Below are 15,228 nucleotides of genomic sequence, written 5' to 3' on the forward strand. Positions count from 1 at the left end.
TTGCGGAGATCGATAGAAAATTACTAATGATCAACCCACACTTATAGTGCCGACCAGGAAGGCTTGAAGCTTGTACGTAGAGCGCATTTCTTACAGGCACAAAAAACCGGGCACTGGGCCCGGTTCCTTGTTTCAGACTGACGTCTTACTCAGCGGATACAGCTTCACCGCCGACAGCACGATCAACCAACTCGACGTACGCCATAGGCGCGTTGTCGCCAGCGCGGAAACCGCACTTGAGGATGCGCAGGTAGCCACCCTCACGGGTAGCGTAACGCTTGCCCAGGTCGTTGAAGAGCTTACCAACGATAGCTTTCGAACGAGTACGGTCGAAAGCCAGACGACGGTTAGCCAGGCTGTCTGTCTTGGCCAGAGTGATCAGCGGCTCAGCAACGCGACGCAGTTCTTTGGCTTTTGGCAGAGTAGTTTTGATCAGCTCGTGCTCGAACAGCGACACCGCCATGTTCTGGAACATGGCCTTGCGGTGCGAGCTGGTGCGGCTGAGGTGACGACCACTTTTACGATGACGCATGGTTCATTCCTTACCAAACACTACGTTCGGTGATTACGACGATCAGGCAGTCGCCTTGTCGTCCTTCTTAAGACTTGCAGGCGGCCAGTTGTCGAGGCGCATGCCGAGGGACAGACCGCGGGAGGCCAGAACGTCCTTGATTTCAGTCAAGGATTTCTTGCCCAGGTTCGGAGTCTTCAACAGCTCTACTTCGGTACGCTGAATCAGGTCACCGATGTAGTAGATGTTTTCCGCCTTAAGGCAGTTGGCCGAACGTACAGTCAGTTCCAGATCGTCAACCGGGCGAAGCAGGATCGGATCGATCTCGTCTTCTTGCTCGATTACCACTGGTTCGCTGTCACCTTTGAGGTCGACGAACGCAGCCAACTGCTGTTGCAGGATGGTTGCAGCGCGGCGGATAGCCTCTTCAGGATCCAGAGTACCGTTGGTTTCCAGATCAATAACCAGCTTGTCCAGGTTAGTACGCTGTTCGACACGGGCGTTTTCCACCACGTATGCGATACGGCGAACCGGGCTGAACGAAGAGTCAAGCTGCAAGCGACCGATGCTGCGGCTTTCGTCTTCATCGCTCTGACGCGAGTCTGCCGGTTCATAACCACGACCACGAGCTACGACGAGCTTCATGTTCAGGGCGCCGTTAGACGCCAGGTTAGCGATTACGTGATCGGGGTTAACGATCTCGACATCATGATCCAGCTGAATATCGGCAGCGGTAACCACCCCCGAACCCTTCTTCGACAAGGTCAGCGTAACTTCGTCACGGCCGTGCAGCTTGATAGCCAGACCTTTAAGGTTCAACAGGATTTCAATTACGTCTTCCTGTACACCTTCGATGGCGCTGTACTCGTGGAGCACACCGTCAATCTCGGCCTCGACTACTGCACAGCCGGGCATTGAGGACAACAGGATGCGGCGCAGCGCGTTGCCCAGGGTGTGGCCAAAGCCACGCTCGAGAGGCTCGAGAGTGATCTTGGCGCGGGTTGGACTGACAACCTGCACATCAATGTGGCGGGGTGTCAGGAACTCATTTACCGAAATCTGCATGGATGCACCTATTTTCTAGCCCTTACTTGGAGTAGAGCTCGACAATCAGGCTTTCGTTGATGTCGGCGGACAGATCACTGCGAGCTGGAACGTTCTTGAAAACGCCCGACTTCTTCTCAGTGTCTACTTCTACCCATTCTACGCGGCCACGTTGGGCACACAGATCGAGAGCTTGGACAATGCGAAGTTGATTTTTTGCTTTCTCGCGAACAGCAACCACGTCACCAGCACGAACCTGGTAGGACGGTACGTTAACGGTCTGACCGTTTACGCTGATCGACTTGTGCGATACCAGCTGGCGAGATTCGGCACGAGTCGAACCAAAGCCCATACGGTATACAACGTTGTCCAGACGGCATTCGAGCAGTTGCAACAGGTTTTCGCCAGTTGCGCCTTTCTTGCCAGCAGCTTCTTTGTAGTAGCCGCTGAATTGACGCTCGAGAACGCCGTAGATACGACGGACCTTCTGCTTTTCACGCAGTTGGGTGCCGTAATCGGACTGGCGACCGCGGCGTTGGCCGTGGATACCAGGTGCTGCTTCAATGTTGCACTTCGATTCGATCGCGCGCACGCCGCTCTTCAGGAAGAGATCGGTGCCTTCGCGACGAGCGAGTTTGCATTTTGGACCAATGTAACGAGCCATTCTTTACAATCTCCTGGATTACACGCGGCGCTTCTTCGGCGGACGGCACCCGTTGTGCGGGATTGGCGTCACGTCGGTGATGCTGGCGATCTTGTAGCCACAGCCGTTCAAAGCGCGGACTGCGGATTCACGACCTGGACCTGGACCTTTGACGTTTACGTCGAGGTTTTTCAGGCCGTATTCCAGCGCAGCTTGACCAGCACGTTCAGCAGCTACTTGAGCAGCAAACGGGGTGGACTTGCGGGAACCGCGGAAACCCGAACCACCGGAGGTAGCCCAGGAAAGAGCGTTACCTTGACGGTCGGTAATGGTCACGATGGTGTTGTTAAAAGATGCATGGATGTGGGCGATGCCATCAACCACTGTCTTTTTAACTTTTTTACGAGGACGAGCAGCAGGTTTTGCCATGATTAATTTCCTGTCGATTCGCTGGGGCGATTACTTGCGGATCGGCTTACGCGGACCTTTACGGGTACGCGCGTTGGTCTTGGTACGCTGACCGCGTACTGGCAGACCACGACGATGACGCAGACCGCGATAGCAACCGAGGTCCATCAAGCGCTTGATTTTCATGTTGATTTCGCGACGCAGGTCACCTTCAGTGGTGAACTTCGCCACTTCGCCACGCAGCTGTTCAATTTGCTCGTCGCTCAGATCCTTGATCTTTGCTGCTGGGTTTACCCCAGTATCTGCACAAATTTTCTGTGCAGTAGTGCGACCAACACCATAGATGTAGGTCAGCGAGATAACAGTATGCTTGTTATCTGGAATGTTAACGCCTGCAATACGGGCCATTCAGTGGGACTCCAATTGACAGCTACCTACGCCCCGGAAGCCAAGAAATAGGGCGCGAGATAATATCGCTGTAATAACAAATAATCAACCCGGCAGCGCACTAGCTGCCGGGCTTGAAGCACAATCACACTCAGCCTTGGCGCTGTTTGTGACGCGGTTCCGCGCTGCAAATTACTCGAACAACACCTTCGCGGCGAATAATCTTGCAGTTACGGCACAGCTTTTTCACCGATGCACGAACTTTCATCACCAACTCCTCGAACCTTATGGGTACTCAGCGCAACATGCCGCTGCCGTAACCCTTCAGGTTGGCTTTCTTCATCAGGGATTCGTACTGGTGCGAAACGAGGTGCGATTGTACTTGGGACATGAAGTCCATCACAACCACGACCACGATCAGCAACGAGGTCCCGCCAAGGTAGAACGGAACGTTGGCTGCAACCACCAGGAACTGGGGCAACAGGCAGACGGCCGTCATGTAAAGAGCACCGAACATGGTCAAGCGAGTCAGAACGCCATCAATGTAGCGCGCAGACTGCTCACCTGGACGGATGCCCGGAATAAAGGCACCGGACTTCTTCAGGTTTTCCGCTACGTCTTTCGGATTGAACATCAACGCCGTATAGAAGAAGCAGAAGAAAATAATCCCTGCACTAAACAGCAGAATATTCAACGGCTGACCAGGAGCGATCGACTGCGAGATGTCCTGCAACCAGCCCATACCTTCAGACTGACCGAACCAGGCACCCAACGAAGCCGGGAACAGCAATATGCTGCTCGCGAAAATAGCCGGAATAACACCGGCCATGTTCACCTTCAGCGGCAAGTGGCTGGTCTGCGCAGCGAAGACCTTGCGACCCTGCTGACGCTTGGCGTAGTGAACAGCAATACGACGCTGGCCACGCTCAATGAACACCACGAAACCGATAATCGCTACTGCCAGCAAACCGATGGCAACCAGGGCGAAGATGTTGATATCACCCTGACGTGCAGACTCGAAAGACTGCCCGATCGCTCTCGGAAGACCGGCGACGATACCCGAAAAAATCAACATCGAGATACCGTTGCCAACACCACGCTCAGTAATCTGCTCACCCAGCCACATCATGAACATCGCACCAGCCACAAAAGTGGATACCGCGACGAAATGGAAGCCAAAGTCACCAGTGAACGCTACGCCCTGCCCCGCCAGACCAATGGACATGCCAATGGCCTGAACGAGAGCGAGGACGACAGTGCCGTAGCGGGTGTACTGGCTGATCTTGCGACGGCCAGCTTCACCTTCCTTCTTCAACTGCTCCAGCTGCGGGCTGACGGCGGTCATCAGCTGCATGATGATCGATGCCGAAATGTACGGCATGATCCCCAATGCAAAGATGCTCATCCGTTCCAGCGCGCCGCCGGAAAACATGTTGAACAAGCTAAGAATGGTCCCCTCATTCTGTCGAAACAGGTCCGCGAGTCGGTCCGGGTTGATACCTGGAACCGGGATGTGTGCGCCTATTCGGTAGACGATAATCGCCAGGAACAGAAAACGCAGACGAGCCCAGAGTTCAGACATACCGCCTTTGCCGAGCGCAGAGAGAGCACCTTGCTTAGCCATTTATTCCTCGAACTTGCCGCCAGCTGCTTCGATAGCCGCACGCGCACCTTTGGTGGCGCCGATTCCCTTGCCGATAGTGACAGCGCGAGTCACTTCACCGGACAGCATGATTTTCACACGCTGTACGTTGACGTTGATCACGTTGGCATCTTTCAGGGACTGCACGGTGACGATGTCGCCTTCCACTTTAGCCAGCTCGGACAGACGCACTTCTGCGCGATCCATGGCTTTCAGGGAAACGAAACCGAACTTCGGCAGGCGACGATGCAGCGGCTGTTGACCGCCTTCAAAGCCTGGAGCAATGGTGCCACCGGAGCGGGAAGTCTGACCTTTGTGACCACGGCCACCAGTCTTACCCAAACCACTACCGATACCACGGCCCGGACGATGCTTTTCGCGACGGGAACCCGGCGCTGGACTCAGATCATTGAGCTTCATCGATTAACCCTCGACACGCAGCATGTAGTAAGCCTTGTTGATCATCCCGCGATTCTCGGGAGTATCCTGGACTTCTACAGTGTGACCGATGCGACGCAGACCCAGACCCTTAACGCACAGTTTGTGGTTAGGGATGCGGCCGGTCATGCTTTTGATCAGCGTAACTTTAACGGTAGCCATGATCAGAAGATCTCCTTGACGCTTTTGCCACGCTTGGCGGCAATGGATTCAGGAGACTGCATAGCCTTCAAACCTTTGAAAGTGGCGTGAACCACGTTTACCGGGTTAGTCGAGCCGTAGCACTTGGCCAGAACGTTCTGAACGCCAGCAACTTCGAGAACGGCACGCATAGCGCCGCCAGCGATGATACCGGTACCTTCAGAAGCAGGCTGCATGTACACCTTCGAAGCGCCGTGAGCGGACTTCATTGCGTACTGCAGAGTGGTGCCGTTCAGATCAACCTGGATCATGTTGCGGCGAGCAGCTTCCATTGCCTTCTGGATCGCAGCAGGCACTTCACGCGACTTGCCACGGCCGAAGCCAACGCGCCCTTTACCATCACCAACCACGGTCAACGCGGTGAAAGTGAAGATACGGCCGCCTTTAACGGTTTTGGCTACGCGGTTAACTTGAACCAGCTTCTCAATGTAGCCTTCGTCGCGCTTTTGGTCGTTATTTGACATAACTTAGAACTCCAGCCCAGCTTCACGAGCAGCATCAGCCAACGCTTTAACGCGGCCATGGTACTTGAAGCCAGAGCGGTCGAAAGCCACCTGCGAGACGCCAGCGGCCTTAGCACGCGTAGCGACCAGCTGGCCAACCTTAGTGGCCGCGTCGATGTTGCCAGTGGCGCCATCACGCAGTTCTTTATCCAAAGTCGAGGCGCTTGCCAGGACTTTGTTGCCGTCGGCCGAAATGACCTGGGCGTAAATGTGCTGCGAAGAGCGGAACACGCAGAGACGCACGACTTCGAGTTCGTGCATTTTCAGGCGTGCTTTGCGAGCGCGACGCAGTCGAGTAACTTTTTTGTCGGTCATTTGCTATGCCCTACTTCTTCTTGGCTTCTTTACGACGGACGACTTCGTCCGCGTAGCGCACACCTTTGCCTTTGTATGGCTCTGGTGGACGGAAGTCGCGGATCTCGGCGGCCACTTGACCTACCAGCTGCTTGTCGATGCCCTTGATCAGGATATCGGTCTGGCTAGGAGTCTCAGCGGTGATGCCTTCCGGCAGTTCGTAATCCACTGGATGCGAGAAGCCAAGAGCCAGGTTCAGCACTGTGCCTTTTGCTTGCGCTTTGTAACCAACACCGACCAGCTGGAGCTTGCGCTCGAAGCCTTGGCTTACGCCTTGGACCATGTTGTTTACCAACGCACGAGTGGTACCAGCCATTGCGCGAGTTTGTTGATCGCCATTGCGAGCAGCGAAACGCAGCTCACCAGCTTCTTCAACAATCTCAACGGACGAATGGATGTTCAGTTCGAGAGTGCCCTTGGCACCCTTCACCGAAAGCTGTTGACCTGCGAATTTTACTTCGACACCGGCTGGCAGCTTAACGGGGTTCTTAGCGACGCGAGACATGCTTATCCCCCCTTAGAACACAGTGCAAAGAACTTCGCCGCCGACACCGGCAGCGCGCGCAGCACGATCAGTCATCACACCCTTGTTGGTGGAGACGATAGACACACCGAGACCGCCACGAACTTTTGGCAGATCATCGACGGACTTGTACTGACGCAGGCCTGGACGGCTAACGCGCTTCACTTCTTCGATAACCGGACGGCCTTCGAAGTATTTCAGCTCGATGGACAGCAGTGGCTTTGTTTCGCTGCTGATCTGATAACCCGCAATGTAACCTTCGTCCTTCAGGACTTTGGCAACAGCTACCTTCAACGTGGAAGATGGCATGCTTACGACGGACTTTTCAGCCATCTGGGCATTACGGATACGAGTTAGCATGTCCGCTAACGGGTCCTGCATACTCATGGGCTAGACGCTCCTAATACAAAAAAATTAGCCTTGCGGCTATTACGTGTCGCCGAGAATCTCCGAGCGTAGAAAACACGGGCTCAGGCGAGCCGGGTATTCTAGACACACCCCAGAAATGAATCAAGCCCCAAAAGGGGCTTGATTCAGATTCAAGGCCACCAGTGGTCAGGATCTTGCGATTCCGACCACCGAGACTTTGACAGTACTTACCAGCTAGCTTTAACCAGACCTGGTACGTCACCACGCATTGCCGCTTCACGCAGTTTGTTACGGCCGAGGCCGAACTTGCGGTAAACGCCGTGCGGACGACCGGTCAGGCGGCAGCGGTTACGCATGCGCGAAGCGCTTGCGTCACGTGGCTGCTTCTGCAGGGCCACTGTAGCTTCCCAACGCGCTTCTGGACTTGCGTTCAGATCAACGATGATAGCTTTCAGTGCTGCACGCTTCTTGGCGTACTTGGCAACCGTGAGCTGACGCTTCAGCTCGCGGTTTTTCATGCTCATCTTGGCCATGGTCCTACTCCAATCAGTTGCGGAACGGGAATTTGAACGCACGCAGCAGAGCGCGGCCTTCATCATCGTTCTTGGCAGTGGTGGTCAGGGTGATGTCCAGACCGCGGAGAGCATCGATCTTGTCGTAGTCGATTTCCGGGAAGATGATCTGCTCTTTCACGCCCATGCTGTAGTTGCCACGACCATCGAAGGACTTGGCATTCAGGCCGCGGAAGTCGCGAACCCGAGGCAGGGAGATCGACAGCAGACGATCCAGGAACTCGTACATACGCTCACGGCGCAGGGTCACTTTGACGCCGATCGGCCAACCTTCACGGACTTTAAAGCCAGCGATGGATTTGCGAGCGTAGGTCACAACGACTTTCTGGCCGGTGATCTTTTCCAGGTCAGCAACAGCGTGCTCGATGACTTTTTTGTCGCCGATCGCTTCGCCCAGACCCATGTTCAGGGTGATTTTGGTAACGCGCGGAACTTCCATCACGTTCGAAAGCTTAAGTTCTTCCTTAAGTTTCGGAGCGATTTCCTTCCGGTAAATCTCTTTTAGTCGTGCCATGGTCTTCTACCTAGCAGTGTTCAAGCATCAACCGCTTTTTGGGTCGACTTGAAGACACGAATTTTCTTACCGTCTTCTACTTTGAAACCAACGCGGTCAGCCTTGTTGGTTTCGCCGTTGAAGATGGCGACGTTGGAAGCGTGCAGTGGCGCTTCTTTCTCGACGATACCGCCCTGTACGCCCGACATCGGGTTAGGCTTGGTATGACGCTTGACCAGGTTCAGACCACCAACAACCAGACGGTTGTCAGCAAGAACCTTCAGCACCTTACCGCGCTTACCTTTGTCTTTGCCGGCGATCACGATGATCTCGTCGTCACGACGAATCTTTTGCATGTCGGATCTCCTTACAGCACTTCTGGGGCGAGCGAGACGATCTTCATGAACTTCTCAGTACGAAGTTCACGGGTCACTGGCCCAAAGATACGGGTGCCGATTGGCTCTTGCTTGTTGTTCAGAAGAACAGCAGCGTTGCCATCAAAGCGGATAATGGAGCCATCAGCACGACGTACGCCGTGACGAGTGCGGACTACAACAGCAGTCATCACTTGGCCTTTTTTCACCTTACCGCGAGGAATTGCTTCCTTCACGGTAACTTTGATGATGTCACCGATACCAGCGTAACGACGATGGGAGCCACCCAGCACCTTGATGCACATAACGCGGCGAGCGCCGCTGTTATCGGCCACATCGAGCATGGATTGAGTCTGAATCATATAATTTCTCCGACCCCTAGTCCTTAGACTTCCACAGCGCGTTCGAGAACATCAACCAGCGCCCAAGACTTGGTCTTGGCCAAAGGACGAGTTTCACGAATAGTGACTTTGTCGCCGATGTGGCACTGATTGGTTTCGTCGTGCGCGTGCAGCTTAGTCGAACGCTTAACGTATTTACCGTAGATCGGGTGCTTTACGCGACGCTCGATCAGAACGGTGATGGTTTTGTCCATCTTGTCGCTGACAACACGGCCAGTCAGCGTACGGACAGTTTTTTCGGCTTCAGCCATGATTACTTACCTGCCTGCTGGTTGAGCACAGTCTTCACGCGAGCGATGTCACGCTTAACTTGCGAGAGCAGATGAGACTGCCCCAACTGGCCAGTTGCTTTCTGCATACGCAGATTGAACTGGTCGCGCAGCAAGCCGAGCAGTTGCTCGTTCAGCTGCTGTGCGGATTTTTCACGAAGTTCATTCGCTTTCATCACATCACCGTCCGTTTAACAAAGGAGGTGGCGAGCGGCAGCTTTGCAGCAGCCAGGGCGAAAGCCTCACGCGCCAGCTCTTCAGAAACACCCTCGATTTCATACAGGACTTTGCCTGGCTGAATCTGGGCAACCCAGTATTCGACGTTACCCTTACCTTTACCCATCCGAACTTCGAGTGGTTTTTTGGAAATAGGCTTGTCCGGGAATACACGGATCCAGATCTTGCCGCCACGTTTTACGTGACGGGTCAGAGCACGACGCGCTGACTCGATCTGACGAGCGGTGAGACGACCACGAGCAACAGACTTCAGCGCGAACTCGCCGAAGCTGACTTTGCTACCGCGCAATGCCAGGCCACGGTTGTGACCAGTCATTTGCTTGCGGAACTTCGTACGCTTTGGTTGCAACATTTGGCGTACCCCTTACTTAGCAGCTTTTTTACGAGGCGCTGGTGCTTGTGGTTTCAGTTCTTCTTGGCGACCACCAATTACTTCGCCTTTGAAGATCCAAACCTTTACACCGATCACACCGTAGGTGGTGTGAGCTTCGTAGTTGGCATAGTCGATGTCGGCACGCAGGGTGTGCAGTGGCACACGACCTTCGCGATACCATTCAGTACGTGCGATTTCAGCACCGCCGAGACGACCGCTCACTTGGATTTTGATGCCCTTGGCACCAATGCGCATTGCGTTCTGTACAGCGCGCTTCATAGCGCGACGGAACATAACGCGACGCTCCAGCTGCTGAGCTACGCTCTGCGCAACCAGCATACCGTCGAGCTCCGGCTTGCGGATCTCTTCGATATTGATGTGCACAGGCACACCCATTTGCTTGGTCAGGTCCTGACGCAGTTTCTCAACATCTTCACCTTTCTTCCCGATAACGATACCTGGGCGAGCGGTGTGAATGGTGATACGTGCAGTTTGGGCCGGACGATGGATATCGATACGGCTTACGGACGCGCTTTTTAGTTTGTCTTGGAGATACTCACGCACCTTCAGATCAGCGAACAAGTAGTCCGCATAAGTCCGACCGTCTGCGTACCAGACGGAGGTGTGCTCCTTGACGATTCCCAGGCGAATGCCAATGGGATGTACTTTCTGACCCATCTCTTCGACTCCGTTACTTGTCAGCAACCTTGACAGTGATATGGCAAGACCGCTTGACGATGCGATCAGCACGGCCTTTGGCACGTGGCATGATGCGCTTCAGCGAACGCCCTTCGTTAACGAAAACGGTGCTGACTTTCAGGTCATCAACGTCTGCGCCTTCGTTATGCTCGGCGTTGGCTACGGCCGACTCCAGCACTTTCTTCATGATCTCGGCGGCTTTCTTACTGCTGAAAGCCAACAGGTTGAGCGCTTCGCCCACCTTCTTCCCGCGGATCTGGTCGGCGACCAAGCGGGCTTTCTGGGCGGAGATTCGAGCGCCCGACAACTTAGCGGCTACTTCCATTTCCTAACCCCTTAACGCTTGGCTTTCTTGTCTGCCACGTGCCCACGATAAGTGCGGGTACCGGCGAACTCGCCCAGTTTGTGGCCGACCATGTCTTCGTTAACGAGAACTGGGACGTGTTGACGACCGTTGTGTACTGCGATGGTCAGACCGACCATTTGTGGCAGGATCATCGAACGACGCGACCAGGTTTTAACTGGTTTGCGATCGTTCTTTTCCGCCGCCACTTCGATCTTCTTCAGTAGGTGAAGATCGATAAAAGGACCTTTTTTCAGAGAACGTGGCACTGTCGTATCCCTCTATTTACTTGCGACGACGGACGATCATTTTGTCGGTACGCTTATTACCACGAGTCTTCGCGCCCTTAGTCGGGAAGCCCCATGGCGATACCGGATGACGACCACCAGAGGTACGACCTTCACCACCACCATGTGGGTGGTCAACCGGGTTCATGGCAACACCACGAACGGTTGGGCGAACGCCACGCCAGCGTTTGGCACCAGCTTTACCCAGCGAACGCAGGCTGTGCTCGGAGTTCGAGACTTCACCCAGGGTCGCGCGGCATTCAGCCAGCACTTTACGCATCTCACCAGAACGCAGACGCAGGGTCACGTAGACACCTTCACGAGCGATCAGCTGAGCCGAAGCACCAGCGGAGCGAGCGATCTGTGCGCCTTTACCTGGCTTCAATTCGATGCCGTGTACGGTGCTACCAACTGGAATGTTACGCAGTTGCAGAGCGTTGCCCGGCTTGATCGGTGCCAGAGCACCTGCGATCAGCTGGTCGCCAGCGCTCACGCCTTTAGGGGCGATGATGTAGCGACGCTCGCCATCTGCGTACAGCAGCAGAGCGATGTGAGCAGTACGGTTTGGATCGTATTCGATACGCTCGACAGTGGCAGCGATGCCATCTTTGTCGTTGCGACGGAAGTCGACCAGACGATAATGCTGCTTATGACCACCACCGATGTGACGAGTGGTAATACGGCCATTGTTGTTACGACCACCAGACTTCGACTTCTTCTCGAGCAGCGGTGCGTGAGGAGCGCCTTTATGCAGCTCCTGGTTGACCACCTTGACCACAAAACGGCGGCCAGGGGAAGTCGGTTTGCATTTAACGATTGCCATGATGCACCCCTTCCTTACTCAGCACTGCTGCTGAAATCGAGATCTTGGCCTGGCTGAAGGGAGATAACCGCCTTCTTCCAGTCATTACGCTTGCCCAGACCGCGAGCAGTGCGCTTGCTCTTACCCAGAACATTCAGGGTAGTAACACGCTCTACTTTCACGCTGAACAGGCTTTCGACGGCCTTCTTGATTTCCAGCTTGGTTGCATCAGTAGCAACCTTGAAAACGAACTGGCCTTTCTTGTCTGCCAGAACCGTAGCCTTCTCGGAAACGTGCGGGCCAAGCAGAACTTTAAATACGCGTTCCTGGTTCATCCCAGCAGCTCCTCGAATTTCTTCACGGCCGACACGGTGATCAACACCTTGTCGTATGCGATCAGACTAACTGGATCGGAACCTTGCACGTCACGTACATCTACGTGCGGCAGGTTACGAGCAGCCAGGTACAGGTTCTGATCAACAGCGTCCGACACGATCAAAACATCGGTCAGGCTCATGTTGTTCAGCTTGCCCAGCAGGTCTTTGGTTTTCGGCGTTTCAACAGCGAAATCCTGAACCACGACCAGACGATCAGTACGCACCAGCTCAGCAAGGATGGAACGCATTGCTGCGCGATACATCTTCTTGTTCAGCTTCTGGGAGTGATCCTGAGGACGAGCTGCGAAAGTGGTACCGCCGCCACGCCAGATTGGGCTACGGATAGTACCGGCACGAGCACGGCCAGTACCTTTCTGACGCCATGGGCGCTTACCGCCACCAGAAACGTCGGAACGGGTCTTTTGCTGCTTGCTACCTTGACGGCCGCCAGCCATGTAGGCCACGACTGCTTGGTGAACCAGCGTCTCGTTGAATTCGCCGCCAAATGTCAGTTCGGAAACTTCGATCGCTTGAGCGTCATTTACATTTAATTGCATGTCAGCTTCCCCTTAACCGCGAGCCTTGGCTGCTGGACGTACAACCAAGTTGCCGCCAGTAGCGCCAGGAACAGCGCCCTTGACCAACAACAGATTGCGTTCAGCGTCCACGCGCACTACTTCGAGGGACTGCACGGTCACGCGCTCAGCGCCCATATGACCGGACATTTTTTTGCCCTTGAATACACGACCAGGAGTCTGGCACTGGCCGATAGAGCCTGGAACGCGGTGGGATACGGAGTTACCGTGGGTGTTATCTTGCCCGCGGAAGTTCCAACGCTTGATCGTACCCTGGAAGCCTTTACCCTTGGACTGACCGGTTACATCAACCAGTTGACCAGCGGCGAAGATTTCAGCGTTGATCAGATCGCCGGCCTGGTACTCGCCTTCTTCAAGACGGAATTCCATTACGGTACGACCAGCGGCAACGTTCGCTTTAGCGAAGTGGCCAGCCTGAGCTGCTGTTACACGCGAAGCACGACGCTCGCCGACAGTGACTTGCACTGCACGATAGCCATCGGTCTCTTCAGTTTTGAACTGGGTGACGCGATTCGGCTCGATCTCAATGACCGTGACCGGAATGGAGACACCTTCTTCGGTGAAAATACGGGTCATACCGCATTTACGACCGACTACACCAATAGTCATGTTGTAAACCTCATGAGTGTACGGGGCTTTCACCCGCTATGGCCGCCCATTTCAGAGCGTTACACGACTAAGACCGAGTCTTAGCCGAGGCTGATCTGCACTTCCACACCGGCCGCAAGATCAAGCTTCATAAGTGCATCAACGGTTTTATCCGTTGGCTGGACGATGTCCAGAACGCGCTTATGAGTACGGATCTCGTACTGGTCACGCGCGTCTTTGTTGACGTGCGGGGAGACCAGAACGGTGAACCGCTCTTTACGGGTAGGCAGTGGAATTGGACCACGCACTTGAGCACCAGTACGTTTCGCGGTTTCCACGATTTCCTGGGTGGATTGGTCGATCAGGCGATGGTCGAAAGCCTTCAACCTGATACGGATTTGCTGATTTTGCATTGGATTTCAGACTCCGGCTGCTATTCCCACCGGGCGCAATACGCCCGTTAAAAGGAGGCGCAATTCTATAGACGCCCCCGATAGGTGTCAACCCAATAAAAAAAGCCCCCGCTGAGCGGGGGCCTTTTCAAAGCATCAAAGCTAACTCAAAAGGAGCTTACTCGATGATTTTAGCTACAACGCCAGCACCAACGGTACGGCCGCCTTCACGGATAGCGAAGCGCAGACCGTCTTCCATTGCGATGGTTTTGATCAGGGTAACAGTCATTTGAATGTTATCGCCTGGCATTACCATTTCAACGCCTTCTGGCAGCTCGCAGTTACCAGTCACGTCAGTAGTACGGAAGTAGAACTGTGGACGGTAGCCTTTGAAGAACGGAGTGTGACGACCGCCTTCTTCTTTGCTCAGAACGTAAACTTCTGCGGTGAACTTGGTGTGCGGCTTAACCGAACCTGGCTTAACCAGAACCTGACCACGCTCAACGTCGTCACGCTTGGTACCACGCAGCAGAACGCCGCAGTTCTCGCCAGCACGACCTTCGTCGAGCAGCTTGCGGAACATCTCAACACCGGTGCAGGTGGTGGTGGTGGTGTCACGCAGACCAACGATTTCCAGTGCATCTTGAACGCGAACGATACCGCGCTCGATACGACCAGTCACAACAGTACCACGACCCGAGATCGAGAATACGTCTTCGATTGGCATCAGGAATGGCTTGTCGATAGCACGCTCTGGTTCTGGGATGTAGCTGTCCAGAGTCTCTACGAGGCGCTTAACGGCAGTGGTGCCCATCTCGTTGTCGTCCAGACCTTCCAGAGCCATACGAGCCGAACCGATGATGATCGGAGTGTCGTCGCCAGGGAAGTCGTAGGTGGACAGCAGGTCGCGAACTTCCATCTCAACCAGTTCCAGCAGCTCAGCGTCGTCTACCAGGTCAGCCTTGTTCAGGAAAACCACGATGTACGGAACGCCTACCTGACGGGACAGCAGGATGTGCTCACGAGTTTGCGGCATCGGACCATCAGCGGCCGAGCAAACCAGGATCGCGCCGTCCATCTGGGCAGCACCAGTGATCATGTTCTTCACATAGTCAGCGTGACCTGGGCAGTCAACGTGAGCGTAGTGACGAATGCTCGAGTTGTACTCTACGTGCGCGGTGTTGATGGTGATACCACGAGCTTTTTCTTCTGGTGCGCTGTCGATCTTGTCGAAGTCAACACGAGCCGAACCGAAAACTTCGGAGCAGACGCGAGTCAGAGCAGCGGTCAGAGTGGTTTTACCGTGGTCAACGTGGCCGATGGTGCCAACGTTTACGTGCGGTAGGGAACGATCAAATTTTTCTTTAGCCACGACAATTAACTCCTTGCCTAAAGGACTGAA

General features: G+C 54.6%; 29 protein-coding genes. All 29 read right to left on the reverse strand.

Going from position 1 to position 15,228, the window contains the following annotated elements:
* Positions 1 to 145: 145 nt before the first annotated feature.
* A complete protein-coding gene (gene rplQ / locus JQF37_RS08105) occupies positions 146 to 532 on the reverse strand; it encodes a 50S ribosomal protein L17 (protein WP_007924175.1) in 387 nt (128 codons plus the stop codon).
* A gap of 42 nt (positions 533 to 574) precedes the next feature.
* A complete protein-coding gene (rpoA, locus tag JQF37_RS08110) occupies positions 575 to 1,576 on the reverse strand; it encodes a DNA-directed RNA polymerase subunit alpha (protein WP_007924176.1) in 1,002 nt (333 codons plus the stop codon).
* A 22-nt stretch (positions 1,577 to 1,598) separates the two neighbouring features.
* Positions 1,599 to 2,219, reverse strand: coding sequence for a 30S ribosomal protein S4 (rpsD, locus tag JQF37_RS08115; protein WP_003176404.1), 621 nt, complete (start codon positions 2,217 to 2,219; stop codon positions 1,599 to 1,601).
* Positions 2,220 to 2,237: 18 nt separating this feature from the next.
* Entirely contained in the window at positions 2,238 to 2,627 is a 390-nt protein-coding gene (rpsK, locus tag JQF37_RS08120; RefSeq protein WP_002555466.1) for a 30S ribosomal protein S11, read from the reverse strand.
* Positions 2,628 to 2,657: 30 nt separating this feature from the next.
* On the reverse strand, positions 2,658 to 3,014 hold the full coding sequence (rpsM, locus tag JQF37_RS08125; RefSeq protein WP_008374135.1) for a 30S ribosomal protein S13: 357 nt from the start codon (positions 3,012 to 3,014) through the stop codon (positions 2,658 to 2,660).
* Positions 3,015 to 3,144: 130 nt separating this feature from the next.
* Positions 3,145 to 3,261, reverse strand: coding sequence for a 50S ribosomal protein L36 (gene rpmJ, locus JQF37_RS08130; protein WP_002555468.1), 117 nt, complete (start codon positions 3,259 to 3,261; stop codon positions 3,145 to 3,147).
* Positions 3,262 to 3,288: 27 nt separating this feature from the next.
* A complete protein-coding gene (secY, locus tag JQF37_RS08135) occupies positions 3,289 to 4,617 on the reverse strand; it encodes a preprotein translocase subunit SecY (RefSeq protein ID WP_003228718.1) in 1,329 nt (442 codons plus the stop codon).
* Positions 4,618 to 5,055, reverse strand: coding sequence for a 50S ribosomal protein L15 (rplO, locus tag JQF37_RS08140; RefSeq protein WP_003228720.1), 438 nt, complete (start codon positions 5,053 to 5,055; stop codon positions 4,618 to 4,620).
* Positions 5,056 to 5,058: 3 nt separating this feature from the next.
* Positions 5,059 to 5,235 carry a 50S ribosomal protein L30 gene (gene rpmD / locus JQF37_RS08145; RefSeq protein WP_003176408.1) on the reverse strand — a complete coding sequence of 59 codons (177 nt, stop codon included), beginning with the start codon at positions 5,233 to 5,235 and terminating at the stop codon, positions 5,059 to 5,061.
* Positions 5,236 to 5,237: 2 nt separating this feature from the next.
* Positions 5,238 to 5,738 (reverse strand): 30S ribosomal protein S5, encoded by a 501-nt coding sequence (rpsE, locus tag JQF37_RS08150; protein ID WP_003186035.1) that lies wholly within the window; start codon positions 5,736 to 5,738, stop codon positions 5,238 to 5,240.
* A gap of 3 nt (positions 5,739 to 5,741) precedes the next feature.
* Positions 5,742 to 6,092 (reverse strand): 50S ribosomal protein L18, encoded by a 351-nt coding sequence (rplR, locus tag JQF37_RS08155; protein WP_003186037.1) that lies wholly within the window; start codon positions 6,090 to 6,092, stop codon positions 5,742 to 5,744.
* A 10-nt stretch (positions 6,093 to 6,102) separates the two neighbouring features.
* Positions 6,103 to 6,636: a 50S ribosomal protein L6 gene (gene rplF, locus JQF37_RS08160; protein WP_003176412.1), complete on the reverse strand. Its 534-nt coding sequence runs from the start codon at positions 6,634 to 6,636 to the stop codon at positions 6,103 to 6,105.
* Positions 6,637 to 6,648: 12 nt separating this feature from the next.
* Positions 6,649 to 7,041: a 30S ribosomal protein S8 gene (gene rpsH / locus JQF37_RS08165; RefSeq protein WP_008065722.1), complete on the reverse strand. Its 393-nt coding sequence runs from the start codon at positions 7,039 to 7,041 to the stop codon at positions 6,649 to 6,651.
* Positions 7,042 to 7,250: 209 nt separating this feature from the next.
* Positions 7,251 to 7,556 (reverse strand): 30S ribosomal protein S14, encoded by a 306-nt coding sequence (gene rpsN / locus JQF37_RS08170; protein WP_003176414.1) that lies wholly within the window; start codon positions 7,554 to 7,556, stop codon positions 7,251 to 7,253.
* Positions 7,557 to 7,569: 13 nt separating this feature from the next.
* Entirely contained in the window at positions 7,570 to 8,109 is a 540-nt protein-coding gene (rplE, locus tag JQF37_RS08175; RefSeq protein ID WP_003210069.1) for a 50S ribosomal protein L5, read from the reverse strand.
* Positions 8,110 to 8,129: 20 nt separating this feature from the next.
* Complete coding sequence (rplX, locus tag JQF37_RS08180) at positions 8,130 to 8,444, reverse strand: 50S ribosomal protein L24 (RefSeq protein WP_003186046.1); 315 nt, start codon at positions 8,442 to 8,444, stop codon at positions 8,130 to 8,132.
* 11 nt (positions 8,445 to 8,455) lie between these two features.
* On the reverse strand, positions 8,456 to 8,824 hold the full coding sequence (gene rplN / locus JQF37_RS08185; protein ID WP_002555479.1) for a 50S ribosomal protein L14: 369 nt from the start codon (positions 8,822 to 8,824) through the stop codon (positions 8,456 to 8,458).
* A gap of 23 nt (positions 8,825 to 8,847) precedes the next feature.
* Positions 8,848 to 9,114: a 30S ribosomal protein S17 gene (rpsQ, locus tag JQF37_RS08190; RefSeq protein ID WP_003176419.1), complete on the reverse strand. Its 267-nt coding sequence runs from the start codon at positions 9,112 to 9,114 to the stop codon at positions 8,848 to 8,850.
* Positions 9,115 to 9,116: 2 nt separating this feature from the next.
* Positions 9,117 to 9,308 (reverse strand): 50S ribosomal protein L29, encoded by a 192-nt coding sequence (gene rpmC / locus JQF37_RS08195; protein ID WP_002555481.1) that lies wholly within the window; start codon positions 9,306 to 9,308, stop codon positions 9,117 to 9,119.
* Positions 9,308 to 9,721 (reverse strand): 50S ribosomal protein L16, encoded by a 414-nt coding sequence (gene rplP, locus JQF37_RS08200; RefSeq protein ID WP_003228729.1) that lies wholly within the window; start codon positions 9,719 to 9,721, stop codon positions 9,308 to 9,310. The genes rpmC and rplP overlap by 1 nt, the downstream gene beginning before the upstream one ends.
* Before the next feature lie 12 nt (positions 9,722 to 9,733).
* Positions 9,734 to 10,420: a 30S ribosomal protein S3 gene (rpsC, locus tag JQF37_RS08205; RefSeq protein WP_003176422.1), complete on the reverse strand. Its 687-nt coding sequence runs from the start codon at positions 10,418 to 10,420 to the stop codon at positions 9,734 to 9,736.
* A gap of 13 nt (positions 10,421 to 10,433) precedes the next feature.
* A complete protein-coding gene (gene rplV, locus JQF37_RS08210) occupies positions 10,434 to 10,766 on the reverse strand; it encodes a 50S ribosomal protein L22 (RefSeq protein WP_003103908.1) in 333 nt (110 codons plus the stop codon).
* 11 nt (positions 10,767 to 10,777) lie between these two features.
* Complete coding sequence (rpsS, locus tag JQF37_RS08215; protein WP_002555486.1) at positions 10,778 to 11,053, reverse strand: 30S ribosomal protein S19; 276 nt, start codon at positions 11,051 to 11,053, stop codon at positions 10,778 to 10,780.
* A 16-nt stretch (positions 11,054 to 11,069) separates the two neighbouring features.
* On the reverse strand, positions 11,070 to 11,894 hold the full coding sequence (gene rplB, locus JQF37_RS08220; protein WP_003186055.1) for a 50S ribosomal protein L2: 825 nt from the start codon (positions 11,892 to 11,894) through the stop codon (positions 11,070 to 11,072).
* Between the two features lie 14 nt (positions 11,895 to 11,908).
* A complete protein-coding gene (gene rplW / locus JQF37_RS08225; RefSeq protein WP_002555488.1) occupies positions 11,909 to 12,208 on the reverse strand; it encodes a 50S ribosomal protein L23 in 300 nt (99 codons plus the stop codon).
* The gene (gene rplD / locus JQF37_RS08230; RefSeq protein ID WP_007924200.1) at positions 12,205 to 12,807 is read right to left on the reverse strand and encodes a 50S ribosomal protein L4; all 603 of its coding nucleotides are present in this window, start codon (positions 12,805 to 12,807) and stop codon (positions 12,205 to 12,207) included. The genes rplW and rplD overlap by 4 nt, the downstream gene beginning before the upstream one ends.
* Before the next feature lie 12 nt (positions 12,808 to 12,819).
* Positions 12,820 to 13,455: a 50S ribosomal protein L3 gene (gene rplC, locus JQF37_RS08235; RefSeq protein WP_003186059.1), complete on the reverse strand. Its 636-nt coding sequence runs from the start codon at positions 13,453 to 13,455 to the stop codon at positions 12,820 to 12,822.
* An 80-nt stretch (positions 13,456 to 13,535) separates the two neighbouring features.
* Positions 13,536 to 13,847: a 30S ribosomal protein S10 gene (gene rpsJ, locus JQF37_RS08240; protein WP_003186070.1), complete on the reverse strand. Its 312-nt coding sequence runs from the start codon at positions 13,845 to 13,847 to the stop codon at positions 13,536 to 13,538.
* Positions 13,848 to 14,004: 157 nt separating this feature from the next.
* Positions 14,005 to 15,198, reverse strand: a complete 1,194-nt coding sequence (gene tuf, locus JQF37_RS08245) for an elongation factor Tu (RefSeq protein WP_130211430.1) — start codon at positions 15,196 to 15,198, stop codon at positions 14,005 to 14,007.
* Positions 15,199 to 15,228: the final 30 nt, after the last annotated feature.

It is taken from the genome of Pseudomonas sp. MIL9, from assembly GCF_016887925.1.
GTDB lineage: Bacteria > Pseudomonadota > Gammaproteobacteria > Pseudomonadales > Pseudomonadaceae > Aquipseudomonas > Aquipseudomonas mohnii.